The organism is Massilia sp. IC2-477, assembly GCF_020707265.1.
GTDB lineage: Bacteria > Pseudomonadota > Gammaproteobacteria > Burkholderiales > Burkholderiaceae_D > Telluria.
The window spans coordinates 1-14,981 of sequence record NZ_JAJFEQ010000022.1 but is presented as its reverse complement, the minus strand read 5'-3'; the positions used below and the strand labels follow the sequence as shown (position 1 = coordinate 14,981).

The following is a 14,981-nucleotide window of genomic DNA, read 5'->3' as shown; positions in this document are numbered from 1 at the left end:
CTTTTGTGAACATTTGATAATTTAAGTATGCAGCTGAACAAGTCAGCTGGCACCTTCATCAAACGCCCACACTTATCGACTGTTGATTGTTAAAGAACCGTTGTTCTGTACTACCTTGCTGCACCGTGCGAAGCGTTGTGTTCGTCAGCAGCAGAGAAGTGAGATTATGCAGTGTTTCGCGTAACTCGTCAACCCCTTGTCTCTTTCGCGTTCGCTGCCAAAAAGGCTGCGTTGTGCGTCGGAGGAACGAGACTATAACAAAGCCCGACGGCGCTTACAACGCTTGCGACTATGCTATCGTCGCGTTTTTTCCACCTTATTGTTCCGGAAATGCACCTCCCACACATCGCGCCGACCGCAGACGCGGCCCTGGAGCAAGCCCTGCTCGACGCCATCAATAACAAGACCAAGCCGCTGGGAAGCCTTGGCCGCCTCGAGACCCTGGCGGCGCAGCTGGGACTGATCCAGCGCTCGACGACTGTGCGTATTGCGAATCCAGCCATCCTGGTGTTCGCAGGTGACCATGGTGTGGTAGCGGAAGGGGTCTCGGCCTATCCGCAGGACGTGACCTGGCAGATGGTAGAAAACTTCCTGGCCAATGGCGCGGCCATCAACGTGTTCGCCCGCCAGAATGGCTGCGCGCTGCATGTCGTCGATGCGGGCGTCAACCACGACTTTGGCGAGCGTCCGGGACTGCTCGACCGCAAGGTAGCGCCAGGCACCCGCAACTTTGCAGTCGAACCCGCGATGTCGCGTCCGCAGCTCGAGACCGCGCTGGAACACGGCATGGCCCTGGTGCGGGACCTGCCCGGCACTGTCGTGGGTTTTGGCGAAATGGGGATCGGTAACACCACCGCGGCTGCGGCCATCATGCACAAGCTCACCGGGCTGCCGCTGTCGCAATGCGTCGGCGCCGGCACTGGGCTGTCGCTTGAGGGCGTCCAGCGCAAGCAGCAGGTCATCGAAGCCGCCGTCGCCCGCCATACCGGCGTGAACGATGCGTTCGACGTACTGGCCACCTTCGGCGGTTTCGAGATCGCCATGATGGCCGGCGCCATGCTGAAGGCCGCCGAACTGCGCAAGGTACTGCTGATCGACGGTTTCATCGTCACCAGCGCATTGCTGGTCGCCGCCCGCGTGCAGCCCGCGATCCTGGACTACTGCGTGTTCGCCCACTGCTCAAACGAAAACGGCCATCGCCTGATGCTCGAATCGCTCGGCGCCCAGCCGCTGCTGCAGCTCGACCTGCGCCTCGGCGAAGGCACCGGCAGCGCCCTTGCCCTGCCCCTGCTGCATGCAGCCGCCAACTTCCTGGGCGAGATGGCGACCTTCGCTTCGGCCCAGGTCAGCACCAGCTCGCAGTGAGTGAATAAAAACATGCAGCAGCTGCGCCTGTTCTTCATCGCTGTCCAGTTCTTCACCCGCCTGCCGATTCCGCGCTGGGTCGGCTTCGAGCAGGAGTGGTTGCACCACGCCTCACGCTACTTCCCGCTGGTCGGCCTGGTGGTCGGCGCGATCGGCGCCGGCGTGTATGCCGCAGCGGCGTATCTCTTCCCGGCGCCCGTTGCGGCCGTGCTCTCGACCGCGGCGACGATCTACGCCACCGGCGCCTTTCACGAAGACGGCTTCGCCGACACCTGCGATGGCCTCGGCGGAGGCATGACGCGCGAGCGCGTGCTCGAGATCATGAAGGACTCCCGGGTCGGCGCTTATGGCGCGATCGGCGTCGTGTGCATGCTCGGCGCGAAGTGCACTGCGCTGGCGATGCTGCCGCCGGCCAGCGCCATCGGCGCGCTGCTGCTCGCGCATCCGCTATCGCGCCTGGCCGCGACCTCGCTCATCTGGCGCATGGAATATGCGCGCGCCGAAGGCAAGGCCAAGCCGCTGGCCGAACGCATGACGACGCCGGAGTTTATCATCGCCTCGGTAACGGTCGCCCTGGCCACCGCCCTCCTGGTGGCAACGGCGGCGCTCGATCTACGCGCAGTGCTCGCGGCATGCATCGCCAGCGCGCTTGCCACTTGGTGGCTCGCCCGCAAATTCGCGCGCCGCATCGGCGGCTATACGGGCGACTGCCTCGGCGCCGTGCAGCAGCTGGCGGAAGTCGTGATCTATCTCGCCGTGCTGGCCACCCTGGGTCACGGCGCCCTGGCCTGATCGATGGAACTGGTCCTGGTCCGCCACCCGCAGCCGGAGATCGCGCCCGGGATCTGCTACGGCAGGGCCAACGTTTCGACATCTATCGAAGCGACCACCCGGGTCGTTGCCAGCCTGCGCGCCGCCGGCCTCCCCGGCGCCTTGCCCATCTACGCCAGCCCGCTCGCACGTTGCAGCATGCTCGCCAATTCACTCGGCGTTCCCGTTACGTTCGATGCGCGCCTGGCCGAGATGGACTTCGGCGCCTGGGAGATGCAGGGATGGGATGCGATCCCGCGCGCCGAGGTCGATGCCTGGACCGCCGACCTCCTCCACTACCGTCCCGGCGGCGGCGAGAACGTGCTGGACGTAGCCCGCCGCGTCGCTGCGTTTCGGAAGGAGCTGCAGCACCCTGCCCTCGTCATCTGCCACGCCGGCACCATCCGCCTGCTGTCGGCACTGCATGCCGGCGGCACGCTCGAAGAAGCTGCGCTGCGCGCCGCAAACACTGCCCACCGCATCGCCTACGGCGAAGTCATCGTGCTGAAAGACTGACAACGCTCCACCACCGTGCCGCAGTTTCTCCTTTATAATGGCGGCGTTTTGGTGCTCGCGGTCGTGTCCACGACCGCAGTTAAACGGGAAACACGAAGCCCTTCAACAAGGCCAACGTGTGCTGCCCCCGCAACGGTAAGCAAGTACCGCGCATGCTGAATCAGCAGCGCGGCAAACCGTCTTCCATGACCACTGTGCGAACGCATGGGAAGGTCGGACGGCCAGACTTGCCAGCCCGGATACCGGCCAAAAGGTGGAAGCGCGCCAACGGTGCGTTTCTGTTCAATCTGGCCTACGGGGACGTCGGCTGGTTGTCTTTGATGTGAACTATTCATGAACTTTCCTGTAACACGGCAAGCGGCCGCGCGTTCGCTCGCATCCGCGCTCGCACTCGCCTTCGCTTCGCCCTCCTTCGCCCAGACCCTGGACTCCGTGGTCGTCACCGCCAACCGCATGCCGCAACGCGCGGTCGACGTGATCGCCGATACCACCGTCATCCATGCCGACGAGATCGCCCGTTCCGGCGCCGGCTCAGTGGCCGACGTGCTGCGGCGCCAGCGCGGCATCGAAATCACCCGCAACGGCAGCGCCGGCGCATCCACCAGCGTGTTCCTGCGTGGCGCCAACAGCAACCAGGTCGTGGTCCTGCTCGACGGCGTGCGCATCGGCTCGTCCACCAGTGGCGTCGCCTCCTGGAACGCAGTGCCGCTCGGCGCCATCGAGCGTATCGAAGTCGTCTACGGTCCGCTCAGCACCCTGTACGGCGCCGACGCGATCGGCGGCGTGATCCAGATCTTTACTCGCAAGGGCGATGGCAGCCCCACCGTCAGCGCTGCGGTCGGCGCCGGCAGCAATGCCACGCGCAAGGCGGACGCCAGCCTGCATGGCGCCGGCGATGCGCTGCGCTATGCCTTCAGCGCCGGTTACGAAGACTCGGACGGCTTCTCGGCCACCCGTCCCGGCGCCTTTGGCTTCAACCCGGACGAAGACGGCTACCGCCGCCGCAACGCCAACGGCCAGCTGTCGTATACGCTGGCTCCCGGACATGAGATTGGCGCGCAATTCCTGCACAGCGACCTGCGCGCGCAGTACGACAGCGGCGCCGGCCCCTACGACGTCAACAACAAGCAGGACCTGAACACCGCGGCGGTGTACGTCGCCAGCCAGTTCACGGCCAACTGGCGCAGCACCCTGCAGTTCGCCCGCTCGGACGACAAACTGGGCAGCTTCACCAGCGCCGCCGCATCCGGCGCCAGCCAGATCGACACCCAGCAGGACGAGCTGACCTGGCAGAACACCATCGCCCTCGGCCCCGACACCCTGCAGCTGCTGTACAGCCACCGCAAGGAAGAAGTCGAGTCCAGCTCCACCGCCGACCTGTCACGCAGCCGCACGACCAATTCGTACGCGGCGGCTTACTCGGCCAAGCGCGGCAGCCACCTGTTCGATGCCAGCGCCCGCCACGACCGCTCGGTCTACGGCAACAAGAACACCGGCGCCGCCGGCTATGGCTACAACTTCGGCAAGGGCCTGCGCGCCACGGCCAGCGTCGGCTCGAGCTTCCGGGCGCCGACCTTCAACGAGCTGTACTACCCGGGATACGGCCTGCCGACCAACCGTCCAGAGAAGGGCCGCAACCTTGAAGCCGGCCTGCGCTACGATGCCGGCAGGCTGCAGTTCGACGCCACCTGGTTCCGCAACCGCCTGACCGACATGATCGTCTCCGCAACGCCCTGCCCGGGCCGTGCCGGCAGCTGCGCCTACAACGTCAACGAAGCCAAACTGGAAGGCGTGACGCTGGCGGCCGAGGCACTTGTCGCCGGCGTCACGCTGCGCGGCAGCCTGGATTGGCAGGACCCGACCGACGAGACCACCGGCAAGCAGCTGGCGCGCCGCGCGAAGAAGCACGCTTCCTTCATGGCCGACAGCAGCTGGGGTGCGCTCAAGGCCGGCGCCGAACTGCAGCTCTCGGGCGAGCGCTTCGACGACGCGGCCAACCGCAATCGCCTGGGCGGCTACGGCCTGCTCAACCTGTACACTACCTGGCAGTTCACGCCTGATGTGTCGCTGCTGCTGCGCGTCGACAACGTCGCCGACAAGCGCTACGAGCTGGCCCGGAACTACGGCACCAGCGGCCGTACCTGGTTCGCCGGCCTGCGCTACGGCATCCGCTGACGTACCAAGAGGAGACGCATGCATCACCCAGCCAACTCGCAGCGCCAGCGCGCCACGCTCGTCATCGGCGTGCTGCTGCTGTGCGCCCTTGCCAGCCTGCTGTTCGCCGGCATGACGGGCTCGGTCGCCGTGCCGCTGGCCGAGGTGCCGGACGCGCTGCGCCAGCTAACGAACGGCGAAGCAAACAGCCTGGCGGCCTCGCTGCTCGAGCTGCGCGCCAGCCGGGCGCTGACCGCCTTCGTCACCGGCGGCGCGCTGGCACTGGCTGGCGTGATGATGCAGGCGCTGCTGCGCAACCCGCTGGCCGACCCATATGTGCTCGGCATTTCGGCGGGCGCTTCGGTCGGCGCCCTCCTCGCCCTGCTCCTGATGGCCACCGCCCTGGTGGTCGACCTGGCCGCGCTGGCCGGCGCGGTAGGGGTGTCGATGCTGCTCTACCTGTTGGCGCGGCGCGACCTGCGCGGCGGACTCGCGCTCGAAGGCGGCACCTCGATGCTGCTGCTCACCGGCGTGATCCTGTCCTCGGCCTGCATGGCCCTGGTCACCCTGATGCTGTCGATCGCGCCGGAAGGCCGGCTGCGCAGCATGATCTTCTGGATGATCGGCGACCTGGCCGGCGCCCCGCTGCGCCTGGCCCCCTGGCTGGTGCTCGGCGGCGCCCTGCTGTATGCCCTGCGCAGCGCGCGCGCCATGAACGTGGTCGCGCTGCACGCCGAAGCCGCCGCTACGCTCGGCATCCGCGTCGGCCGGCTGCGCAAGGGCCTGTTCTTCGTATCGGGCGTACTGACGGCCAGCGCCGTGACCAGCGCCGGCTCGGTCGGCTTTGTCGGCCTGATCGTCCCGCATGCCTGCCGCTTCGCCTTCGGTCCCGACCACCGGGTCCTGATCCCGGCGGCAGTGCTGGCCGGCGGCAGCTTCCTGGTGCTGTGCGATACCCTGGCACGCACCATCATCGCGCCGCAACAGCTGCCGGTGGGCGCGATCACCGCGATCATCGGCGCCCCGGTCTTCCTCTACCAGCTGCACCGCCTGAGGAAATGACCATGATCCGGACCGAACACCTCGACCTGAAGGTCGGTAACCGCACGCTGATCCGCCAGCTCGACTGGGCCGCGCGGCCCGGCGAATGCTGGAGCATCATTGGCCGCAACGGCGCCGGCAAGAGCACGCTGCTGCGCACCCTGGCAGGCCTGCACCGTCCCGACGCCGGCGCCGTGCTGGTCGGCGGCCGCCGCCTGGACGCCTGGGCGCCGGAACAACTGGCGCGCATCCGCGCCTTCCTGGCGCAGTCGCGCCACGACGCGTTCTCGTACAGCGTGATCGAAACCGTGCTGTCGGCGCGTCACCCCTATCACGCCGACCGCTACTGGGAAGGCAGCGACGACCACCAGCTCGCCATGCGCGCGCTCGAACAGATGGAAGTGGCGGACCTGGCGGGGCGCGACGTGCGCACGCTGTCGGGCGGCGAGCGCCAGCGCGTCGCCATCGCGGCGCTGCTGGCCCAGGACACCCAGCTGCTGCTGCTGGACGAACCGGCCAACGCGCTCGACCTGGCGCACCAGGTCAGCGTCATGGCCCTGCTGGCCAGGCTGTGCCGCGAACAGGGCAAGACCGTGGTCATGATCGGCCACGACCTGAATCTGGCCTACCGCATCTCGACCCACGCGCTGCTACTCAATGGCGACGGCCGCTGGCAGGCCGGTCCCGTCGACGACACCATGCAGCCGGTGCTGCTGGGCGACTACCTCGGCCACCCGATCGACATGATCGAGCACGGCGGCCGCCGCATTTTCCTACCTTTCGAGGCCACGCCATGAATCCGGACGACATCGATGCACTGAACGAACGCCACCGCCAGCGCATGGAGCGGAAAAAAGCCGTCATCGACGCCAAGATCGCCGCCGCCGACAAGGAAATCGGCATCATCATCGTCAATACCGGCAACGGCAAGGGCAAGAGTTCGAGCGCCTTCGGCATGGTGATGCGCGCCCTGGGCCACGGCATGAAGGTGGGCGTGGTCCAGTTCATCAAGGGCGCCATGTCCACCGGCGAGGAAAAATTCCTGCGCCGTTTCCCGGATGAAGTCAGCTTCCATGCGATGGGCGAAGGCTATACCTGGGAGACCCAGGACCGCGAGCGCGACATCGCCAAGGCGACCGAGGCCTGGGAGCAGGCCAGGCGCTTCCTGAGCGACCCGGCCTACGGCATGGTGGTGCTGGACGAACTGAACATCGCCCTGAAATACCGCTACCTCGACGTGCACACGGTGATCGCCGACCTGCTCGACCGTCCCGTGATGCAGCACGTGGTGGTGACCGGACGCGCCGCGCCGCCGGAACTGGTGGCGGTGGCCGATACGGTCACCGAGATGAACGTGGTGAAGCACGCCTTCAAGGCGGGCATCGTGGCCCAGGCCGGAACGGAGTGGTGATGGACAAGGGCGCACGCGCCGTGCTGGTGGCGGCCATGGCCTCCGGCCAGGGCAAGACCAGCGTCACCGCCGCGCTGGCGCGCAAACTGCTGCGCCAGGGCCTGCGCGTGCGGGTCTTCAAATGCGGGCCGGATTTCATCGACCCGATGCTGCTCGAACGCGCATCCGGGGCGCCGGTGCATACGCTCGACCTGTGGATGGTCGGGGTCGAGGAATGCCGGCGTCGCCTGCACGACGCGGCGCGCGAAAGCGATGCGATCCTGATCGAGGGCGTCATGGGCCTGTACGATGGCGCCCCCTCGGCGGCCGACCTGGCGCGCGAATTCGGCGTGCCGGTGCTGGCGGTGATCGACGCCTCTGCGATGGCGCAGACCGTGGGTGCGGTAGCGCGCGGGCTGCGCGACTATGGGCCGGTGGAGCTGGCGGGCGTGGTCGCCAACCGCATCGCCAGCCAAGGCCACGCCAACATGGTGGCGTCTTCACTGCGCGAGATCCCCCTGGTCGGATGGCTGGCGCGCCAGGACACGCCGCTGCCGGAACGCCATCTGGGCCTGGTCCTGCCCGGCGAAGTCGAGGGCCTGGACGCAATGCTCGACCGCCTGGCGGATGGGCTGCACTTCAACGAAGACGCCTGGAACGCGCTGCCCCTGCTGGCGCCGTCGGCGCCCGAGTGGCAAGACGTCGGGCGTCCGCTCGACGGACACACCATCGCCATCGCGCGCGACGCCGCCTTCTGCTTTCTGTATCCGGCCAACCTCGACCTGCTGCAGTCGATGGGGGCGCAGCTGCGCTATTTTTCCCCGCTGGCGGACGAGCCGGTTCCCCCTGACGCGGACGCGGTGTTCCTGCCGGGCGGCTATCCGGAACTGCACTGCGAAACGCTGAGCCGCGCCGGCCAGTGGCAATCCTCGATCCATGCGGCCCACGTCCGCGGCGTGCCGATCCTGGCCGAATGCGGCGGCATGATGGTGCTGGCCGACGGCCTGACCGACAAGGAAGGCCGGCGCTGGCCCATGGCCGGGCTGCTGCCGGGCGAAGTGCGGATGCAGGCGCGCCTGGCGGGCCTCGGCGCCCATGCCCGGCCCACCGACCAGGGCCCGGTGCGCGGCCATACCTTCCACTACTCGCTGCTGGAGACGCCGGTGCCGGCCCAGTCGTACACCGTCAAGACCGGCAACGGCGCGCAGGGCGAAGCGGTCTACCGCATCGGCTCGCTCACCGCGTCCTACTTCCACGCCTACTTTCCTTCGAACCCGCCGGCAATCGCCGCGCTGTTCGGCGGAGGTGCGCCTTGAGCGTGACCCTGGTATTGGGCGGGGCGCGCTCGGGCAAGAGCGGCTATGCCGAACGGCTTGCCGATGCCTCCGGCAAGGAGATCGTGTATGTCGCCACCTCGCGCGCGGGCGACGCCGAGATGGCGGCCCGCATTGCGCATCATCGTGAACGCCGCCCGGCCGGCTGGCGGACGGTCGAGGAGGAACTGGCGCTGGCCGCCGTGCTGCGCACGGAGTGCGCGCCCGGCCGGCTGGTGCTGGTCGACTGCCTGACGCTCTGGCTGAGCAACCTGATGTTCTGCGACGGCCGCGAATGGCCGGATGTCGGCGAAGTGACGCTGCCGGAGCGCTTCCACAGCGAGCATGCCGCGCTGCTCGACCTGCTCGAGGGCGGTGTCGAGGGCGATCTCGTGTTCGTCTCGAACGAGGTCGGCATGGGCATCGTGCCCTGGGGTGCGGTGTCGCGCTGCTTTGCCGACGAGGCGGGCCGCCTGAACCAGACGGTGGCCGCACGCGCCGACCGGGCCGTCTTCGTTGCCGCCGGACTGCCGCTGGTGCTCAAAGGCTCCACATGCTGAGCGGCCTGTCGCTGCCCGAACTGGCCATCCTGCTGGTGGCCGGTGTCGTGCTCGACCTGCTGCTGGGCGAACCACGCCGCTGGCACCCGCTGGTCGGCTTCGGCAGGCTGGCGTCGGCCATCGAGCACCGCCTGAACCGCGGCGCCCTGCGCTTACCGCGCGGCCTGCTGGCCTGGATGTTGGCGGTGCTGCCGCTCACCCTGCTCGCCTGGCTGACAGCGGCGCACGCCGGACTGTGGCTGCATGCGCTGCTGCTGTATGCCTGCATCGGCCTGCGCAGCCTGCGCGACCATACCCTGCCGATCGTCGAGGCCCTGCGCGCGGGCGACCTGCCGACAGCGCGCACGCGCACCTCCTGGATCGTCAGCCGCGACACCCACGACGCCCAGGAAGCGGATCTGGCCAAAGCGGGCGCCGAGTCGCTGCTCGAGAACGGCAATGACGCCGTGTTCGGCACGCTGTTCTGGTTCCTGGTGGCCGGCGGCGCCGGGGCCGTCCTGTTCAGGCTTGCCAACACGCTCGACGCGATGTGGGGCTACCGCAACGAGCGCTTCAATCTCTTCGGCCGCGCCGCTGCCCGTATTGACGATGTGCTCAACTATGTGCCTGCGCGGCTGACCGCGCTGTCGTATGTGCTCCTGGCCGGATCGGGCCGCGCACGCGCCTGGCAATGCTGGCGCATCCAGGCCCCGGCCTGGAGCAGCCCGAATGCAGGGCCGGTGATGGCAAGCGGCGCCGGTGCGCTCGGCATATCGCTGGGCGGCGCGGCCGTCTACGACGGACAGCTCGAACAGCGTCCTCCGCTGGGCGCGGGTCCGGAAGCCGTTGCGGCGGATATCGTGCGCGCCTGGCGCCTGGTGTGGCGAACGGCCCTGCTGTGGCTAAGCGTGATCGCTGCAACGGCCATCCTGTGGGTGCTGCATGCTTGAACACGGCGGCAACCTGCGCGAGGCCGCGCACCGGTATGGGCGCGAGGACTGGATCGACCTGTCGACCGGCATCAACCCGCACGGCTATCCGGCGCCCATGCTTGCACCGGATGCGTGGCATCGCCTGCCGGAGGCAAACCCGGAGTTGGTCGCGGCAGCCTGCGCGTATTACGGCGCCCCTGCCCTGCTGCCGGTCGCCGGCACCCAGGCCGCGATCCAGGCGCTGCCGCGGCTGCGCGCGCCCTCGCGGGTCACGGTGTCGGCCCCCTCGTATGCGGAGCATGCACATGCATGGGGACAGCACGGGCACCTGCGGACCCTGGCCACCTATGCGGACCTGGACGCTGCGGTCGATACAAGCGATGTGCTCGTCGTGGTCAATCCGAACAACCCGACTGGCGAAACGATCGCCCCCGAGCGCTTGCTCGCCTGGGCCGACCGCCTGGGCAAGCGCGGCGGCTGGCTGGTGGTGGACGAGGCATTCGGCGATACCGCCCCAAGGCTGAGCGTGGCCGCCCATACGGAACGGCCCGGCCTGATCGTGCTGCGCTCGGTCGGCAAGTTCTTCGGGCTGGCGGGGCTGCGGCTGGGATTCGTGGGCGCCGATGCAGTCACACTGCAGGCGCTGGCCGATGTGCTGGGGCCATGGGCCGTCAGCGGTCCGGCGCAAAGCGTGGCACTTGCGGCGCTGCGCGACACGGCCTGGCAGCGGGAGACCTTCGCCCGGCTGCAGGCCGCGGGCGGACGCATGCGCAGCCTGCTCGCGACGCATGGGATCGCAGCGACGGGGACACCACTGTTTCACTGGTGGGCGCAGGAGCAGCCGGAAGCCTTCCACGGCTTCATGGCGCGCCACGGGATCTGGTGCCGCCTGTTCCGCGAGGCCGGCCGCGGCATCCGGCTCGGGCTGCCCGCAAACGAAACGGAATGGCAACGGCTGGAAACGGCACTTCAGGCATGGAGCAATCGATGAAACGGATGTGGGTATGGGCGGCGGCGCTGGCGGCGCCGCTGGCAAGCGCAGTCACCGTGCGCGACGACGCGGGGAATGCGGTCACGCTCGACAAACCGGCACTGCGCGTCATCTCGATGGCGCCGCACGTGACGGAAGTGCTGTTCGCCGCCGGCGGCGGCAGCCGCATCGTCGGCGCCGTGAACTACAGCGACTATCCGGAAGCCGCGAAAAGCATCCCGCGCATCGGCTCGAACCGCGAAGTCGACCTGGAACGCATCATCAGCCTGAAACCCGACCTCATCGTCGCCTGGATGCACAATAGCTCCGAGCGGCAGATCGAGATGGTGCGCAAGCTCGGCATCCCGGTATTCCTGAGCGATCCGCAGAAGCTGGAAGGCATCCCGGAAAACGTGGTACGGCTTGGCCACCTGATGGGCACCGACGCGGTCGCCGGTCCCGCCGCGGCAGAGCTGCGCAAGCAGCTGGCCAGCTTGCGTACCCGCTACGCCGGCCGCCCGCCGGTACGCACCTTCTACCAGGTGTGGGACAAGCCGCTGTACACGCTCAGCGGCAAGCACATCATCACGGATGCTCTGCGTCTGTGCGGTGGCGAAAACATCTTCGACGCGCTGAGCGTTACCGCGCCGATCGTGTCGATCGAGAGCGTCCTGCAGGCCGACCCGGAAGCGGTGTTCGGCACGGCCGAGAAGAACTATGGTGGCGTCTCCCTGTGGAAGCCCTATTCCACCCTGACAGCGACGCGCAATGACAACCTGTTCACGGTCGACGGCAACCTGCTCAACCGCGCCGGACCGCGCATGATCGCAGGGACCGCCGTGCTGTGCGAGAAGCTCGAGCTGGCGCGCCAGCACCGCAATAAATGAGCGCCCTGCCCTTCCGTACCCTGATGGTGCAGGGCACGACCTCGGATGCCGGCAAGAGCACCCTGGTCGCGGCCCTGTGCCGGCTGTTGCGGCGCCAGGGTGTGCGTGTCGCGCCGTTCAAGCCGCAGAACATGGCGCTCAACAGCGCGGTCACGCCCGACGGCGGCGAGATCGGGCGCGCCCAGGCGCTGCAGGCGATCGCCGCCGGGCTCGAGCCGCATACCGACATGAATCCGGTCCTGCTCAAGCCGTCCAGCGACACCGGCGCCCAGGTGATCATCCACGGCCGGGTGCGCGCCGAGATGAATGCGCGCGACTACCACCAGTACAAGACGGTAGCGATGGGGGCGGTGCTGGAGTCGCATGCGCGACTGCTGGCGCAATACGAAGCGGTGGTGGTCGAGGGCGCCGGCAGTCCGGCCGAGATCAATTTGCGCGACCGCGACATCGCCAACATGGGATTCGCCGAGGCGGTCGACTGCCCGGTGATCCTGGTTGCCGACATCGACCGCGGCGGGGTGTTTGCCCACATCGTCGGCACGCTGGCCTGCCTGTCCGATTCGGAGCGCGCGCGCATCGTCGGTTTCGTGATCAACCGCTTCCGGGGCGACATCAAGCTGCTGGAACCAGGACTCGACTGGCTCGAGCAGCAAACTGGCAAGCCGGTGCTGGGCGTACTGCCTTATCTGCACGGGATGTACCTGGACGCGGAAGACGCGGTGCAGCCGGCGCAGTCGAGCCGCGGGCGCTTCCGCATCGTGGTGCCGAGTCTGCCGCGCATGAGCAACCATACCGATTTCGATGCGCTGCGCGCGCATCCGGACGTCGACCTGCGTTTCGTGCGCGCGGGCGAAGCGATTCCCGCGGCGGACCTCATCATCCTCCCGGGCAGCAAGAACACGCGCGGCGACCTCGCCTGGTTGCAGGCACAGGGCTGGCCCGCGCATCTGGCGCGGCACCTGCGCTATGGTGGCAAGGTAATCGGGATCTGCGGTGGCTTCCAGATGCTCGGCCGTCGCGTGGCGGATCCGCATGGCGTCGAAGCCTCGGCCGGCGTGTCGGAAGGCCTGGGACTGCTCGACATCGAGACCGAGCTTGCGCGGGAGAAGCGGCTGGCGCTGGTCAGCGCACAAGCAAGCATGGCCGGCGGCGCATCGTTCGCATTACGAGGCTACGAGATCCACATGGGTGTCTCGCGCGGTACGGCGATGGAGCAGCCTGCGTTCGTCATCGATGGGCGCGGCGAAGGCGCATGCTCGCAGGACGGGCTGGTGCTGGGCACCTATCTGCATGGCGTATTCGATCATCCGGAGGCCGGCGCGGCGCTGCTGGCCTGGGCCGGCCTGCGCAGCGATCACGTGGTCGATACGGCCGCGCTGCGCGAAGCGAGCATCGACCGCATTGCCGATGCGAGCGCGCCGGTGCTCGAGCGCCTGCTATCGGTCATGCAGCCTAGGGCTGCCGCTCAGTAAGGCACGGGAATCTGCGACAACGCATAGTTCGACGCGATCAGGCCCTTGAGCATGGCCAGGTCGGAGGCGGCGAACAGGCTGAATGGACGGGTGATGCGCGGCGCAGCGTCTTCCTTGAGCCGGCGCGCCACGCCGGTCGACACCACCATTGGTTCACCCTTACGTATCAGGAGCGCTTCCGGTCGGGCCTCGTCGCTGTTGACGTCGATCGCCCAGACCCGTCCGTCGTGCAGCGTTTTCACTCGGTCCACCAGGGTATGCCCGACAACGATGGTCTTCGCGCCGAAATGCGCAAGCACATCGTCGATCTGCGCAGCGGTCGCGCGCGGGAAGCGCTCTTCGCCATCCTCGAGATAGCCACGGTACTGGGTGACGCCGGCGGGACCAACGATCGCATCCAGTTCCCCCTTGCCGGGCATGTCGCCCATCCAGTAGCGTCGCATCGCGCTGTTCAGGTTATTCACGGTGAAGCCGGCGTCGGCGACCAGCGGGTTGACGCCGCCGTGCGTGATGACGGTGCGGCCGGTCTTGATGATGACCGGCTGCAGACGCAGCCAACGGCCAATCACGGTGTCGGCGCCGAAGGCCTGTGCCTGGCCGCCCATCCTGGTCAAGGCATACAGGTGATCGCGGTTGGCGCGCGAGGTATTCCCGCGCAGCAGATACTGCTCGTGGTTGCCGAGTACGAGATGCACGGCGCCGCCCGCGTCCTGGGCCTGCTGGCTCAGTGCGTAGAGCCGCCATAGCACTGCAAAGACGTCGCGGCCACGGTCGACCGCATCGCCGGCAATGACGAGGTGATTGCTGCCGTACTTCCAGTTGCCGTCGGCGTCGGTGACAGCGAGTGACTTGAGGGCGGCGTCGAGGAAGCGGACATTGCCTTCGATGTCGCTGAGGATCAGAGTGTCTCCCTGAGTGTCGAACACGGCGTCGGGTACCCGCGGCGCCCGCGACACGGGAAACATGTGGCGCTTGCCGGCACAATCGATGATCAGCTCGGCGTCCGTACCCGTCCGGTTCTGGACTTTGTCTTCGCAAAACCAGGTCGCCGCCCAACTGCCGTCAGCAATCCTGCGCACAACCGGACCGTCGAGGAAGCCGGGCATGCGCACCTTGTCGCCGGTGCCGGCAAAGGTATTGAATTTGGCCGTCGCGGGACCGATGGGAACAAGCAGATGCTTGTGGGCGCCGGACTCGGTCAGCTCGACGTCCGCGTTGGCGAGTGCGACACCGATGGCGATCACGAATGCGGAAAGGCTAAGCACGAGGCCGCGAACCAGATAAACACGGGTCTTCTTCATTGCTTCTTTTGCTTAGCCAAGGAAACAATCAGTGTAGCTCAGCAAGAGCGCTCAGCGATCGGAAGACGGCGCCGAGATGTCATTACATGCGTGACGTATAGCTCACGCCGGTGAGCGCAGAAAAGCAAAAAGCCCGCTCAGACTTAACTGAGCGGGCTCTGCTTTATAACTAGCCTGACGATAACCTACTTTCACACTGGTTGCAGCACTATCATCGGCGCAAAGTCGTTTCACGGTCCTGTTCGGGATGGGAAGGGGTGGGACCGACTTGCTATGGTCATCAGGCTTTGA

At 67.4% G+C, this 14,981-nt stretch carries 14 protein-coding genes, 1 rRNA gene and 1 riboswitch; of the genes, 13 read left to right on the top strand and 2 right to left on the bottom strand.

Translation table 11 applies throughout. From position 1 onward, the window contains the following. Nucleotides 1-330: 330 nt before the first annotated feature. The 13 genes from cobT to LK542_RS24450 all read left to right on the top strand — a co-directional run bounded on the left by cobT (nucleotide 331) and on the right by LK542_RS24450 (nucleotide 13,389). A complete protein-coding gene (gene cobT / locus LK542_RS24510) occupies nucleotides 331-1,365 on the top strand; it encodes a nicotinate-nucleotide--dimethylbenzimidazole phosphoribosyltransferase (protein ID WP_227813946.1) in 1,035 nt (344 codons plus the stop codon). Between the two features lie 12 nt (nucleotides 1,366-1,377). Next, nucleotides 1,378-2,157: an adenosylcobinamide-GDP ribazoletransferase gene (locus tag LK542_RS24505; protein ID WP_227813945.1), complete on the top strand. Its 780-nt coding sequence runs from the start codon at nucleotides 1,378-1,380 to the stop codon at nucleotides 2,155-2,157. Nucleotides 2,158-2,160: 3 nt separating this feature from the next. Then, entirely contained in the window at nucleotides 2,161-2,691 is a 531-nt protein-coding gene (locus LK542_RS24500; RefSeq protein ID WP_227813944.1) for a histidine phosphatase family protein, read from the top strand. A gap of 32 nt (nucleotides 2,692-2,723) precedes the next feature. After that, nucleotides 2,724-2,957, top strand: a riboswitch (cobalamin riboswitch). 67 nt (nucleotides 2,958-3,024) lie between these two features. Continuing rightward, nucleotides 3,025-4,866 (top strand): TonB-dependent receptor domain-containing protein, encoded by a 1,842-nt coding sequence (locus LK542_RS24495; protein ID WP_227813943.1) that lies wholly within the window; start codon nucleotides 3,025-3,027, stop codon nucleotides 4,864-4,866. An 18-nt stretch (nucleotides 4,867-4,884) separates the two neighbouring features. Further along, nucleotides 4,885-5,907, top strand: coding sequence for an iron ABC transporter permease (locus LK542_RS24490; protein ID WP_227803608.1), 1,023 nt, complete (start codon nucleotides 4,885-4,887; stop codon nucleotides 5,905-5,907). A 2-nt stretch (nucleotides 5,908-5,909) separates the two neighbouring features. Next, the gene (locus LK542_RS24485; protein WP_227813942.1) at nucleotides 5,910-6,683 is read left to right on the top strand and encodes an ABC transporter ATP-binding protein; all 774 of its coding nucleotides are present in this window, start codon (nucleotides 5,910-5,912) and stop codon (nucleotides 6,681-6,683) included. Further along, on the top strand, nucleotides 6,680-7,297 hold the full coding sequence (gene cobO, locus LK542_RS24480) for a cob(I)yrinic acid a,c-diamide adenosyltransferase (protein ID WP_227813941.1): 618 nt from the start codon (nucleotides 6,680-6,682) through the stop codon (nucleotides 7,295-7,297). Before LK542_RS24485 ends, cobO begins: the two co-directional genes overlap by 4 nt. Beyond that, entirely contained in the window at nucleotides 7,297-8,592 is a 1,296-nt protein-coding gene (locus tag LK542_RS24475) for a cobyrinate a,c-diamide synthase (RefSeq protein WP_227813940.1), read from the top strand. The genes cobO and LK542_RS24475 overlap by 1 nt, the downstream gene beginning before the upstream one ends. Further along, complete coding sequence (gene cobU / locus LK542_RS24470; protein WP_227813939.1) at nucleotides 8,589-9,149, top strand: bifunctional adenosylcobinamide kinase/adenosylcobinamide-phosphate guanylyltransferase; 561 nt, start codon at nucleotides 8,589-8,591, stop codon at nucleotides 9,147-9,149. The genes LK542_RS24475 and cobU overlap by 4 nt, the downstream gene beginning before the upstream one ends. Next, nucleotides 9,143-10,078, top strand: a complete 936-nt coding sequence (cbiB, locus tag LK542_RS24465; protein WP_227813938.1) for an adenosylcobinamide-phosphate synthase CbiB — start codon at nucleotides 9,143-9,145, stop codon at nucleotides 10,076-10,078. The genes cobU and cbiB overlap by 7 nt, the downstream gene beginning before the upstream one ends. Beyond that, nucleotides 10,071-11,051 (top strand): threonine-phosphate decarboxylase CobD, encoded by a 981-nt coding sequence (gene cobD, locus LK542_RS24460; protein WP_227813937.1) that lies wholly within the window; start codon nucleotides 10,071-10,073, stop codon nucleotides 11,049-11,051. Before cbiB ends, cobD begins: the two co-directional genes overlap by 8 nt. Beyond that, entirely contained in the window at nucleotides 11,048-11,917 is an 870-nt protein-coding gene (locus tag LK542_RS24455) for a cobalamin-binding protein (protein WP_227813936.1), read from the top strand. Before cobD ends, LK542_RS24455 begins: the two co-directional genes overlap by 4 nt. Then, nucleotides 11,914-13,389 (top strand): cobyric acid synthase, encoded by a 1,476-nt coding sequence (locus tag LK542_RS24450; RefSeq protein ID WP_227813935.1) that lies wholly within the window; start codon nucleotides 11,914-11,916, stop codon nucleotides 13,387-13,389. The genes LK542_RS24455 and LK542_RS24450 overlap by 4 nt, the downstream gene beginning before the upstream one ends. Here the strand turns inward: LK542_RS24450 and LK542_RS24445 are convergent. Continuing rightward, entirely contained in the window at nucleotides 13,383-14,690 is a 1,308-nt protein-coding gene (locus tag LK542_RS24445; RefSeq protein ID WP_227813934.1) for a metallophosphoesterase, read from the bottom strand. The genes LK542_RS24450 and LK542_RS24445 overlap by 7 nt on opposite strands. A 172-nt stretch (nucleotides 14,691-14,862) precedes the next feature. Continuing rightward, nucleotides 14,863-14,975: ribosomal RNA gene (gene rrf, locus LK542_RS24440) — 5S ribosomal RNA — on the bottom strand. Nucleotides 14,976-14,981: the final 6 nt, after the last annotated feature.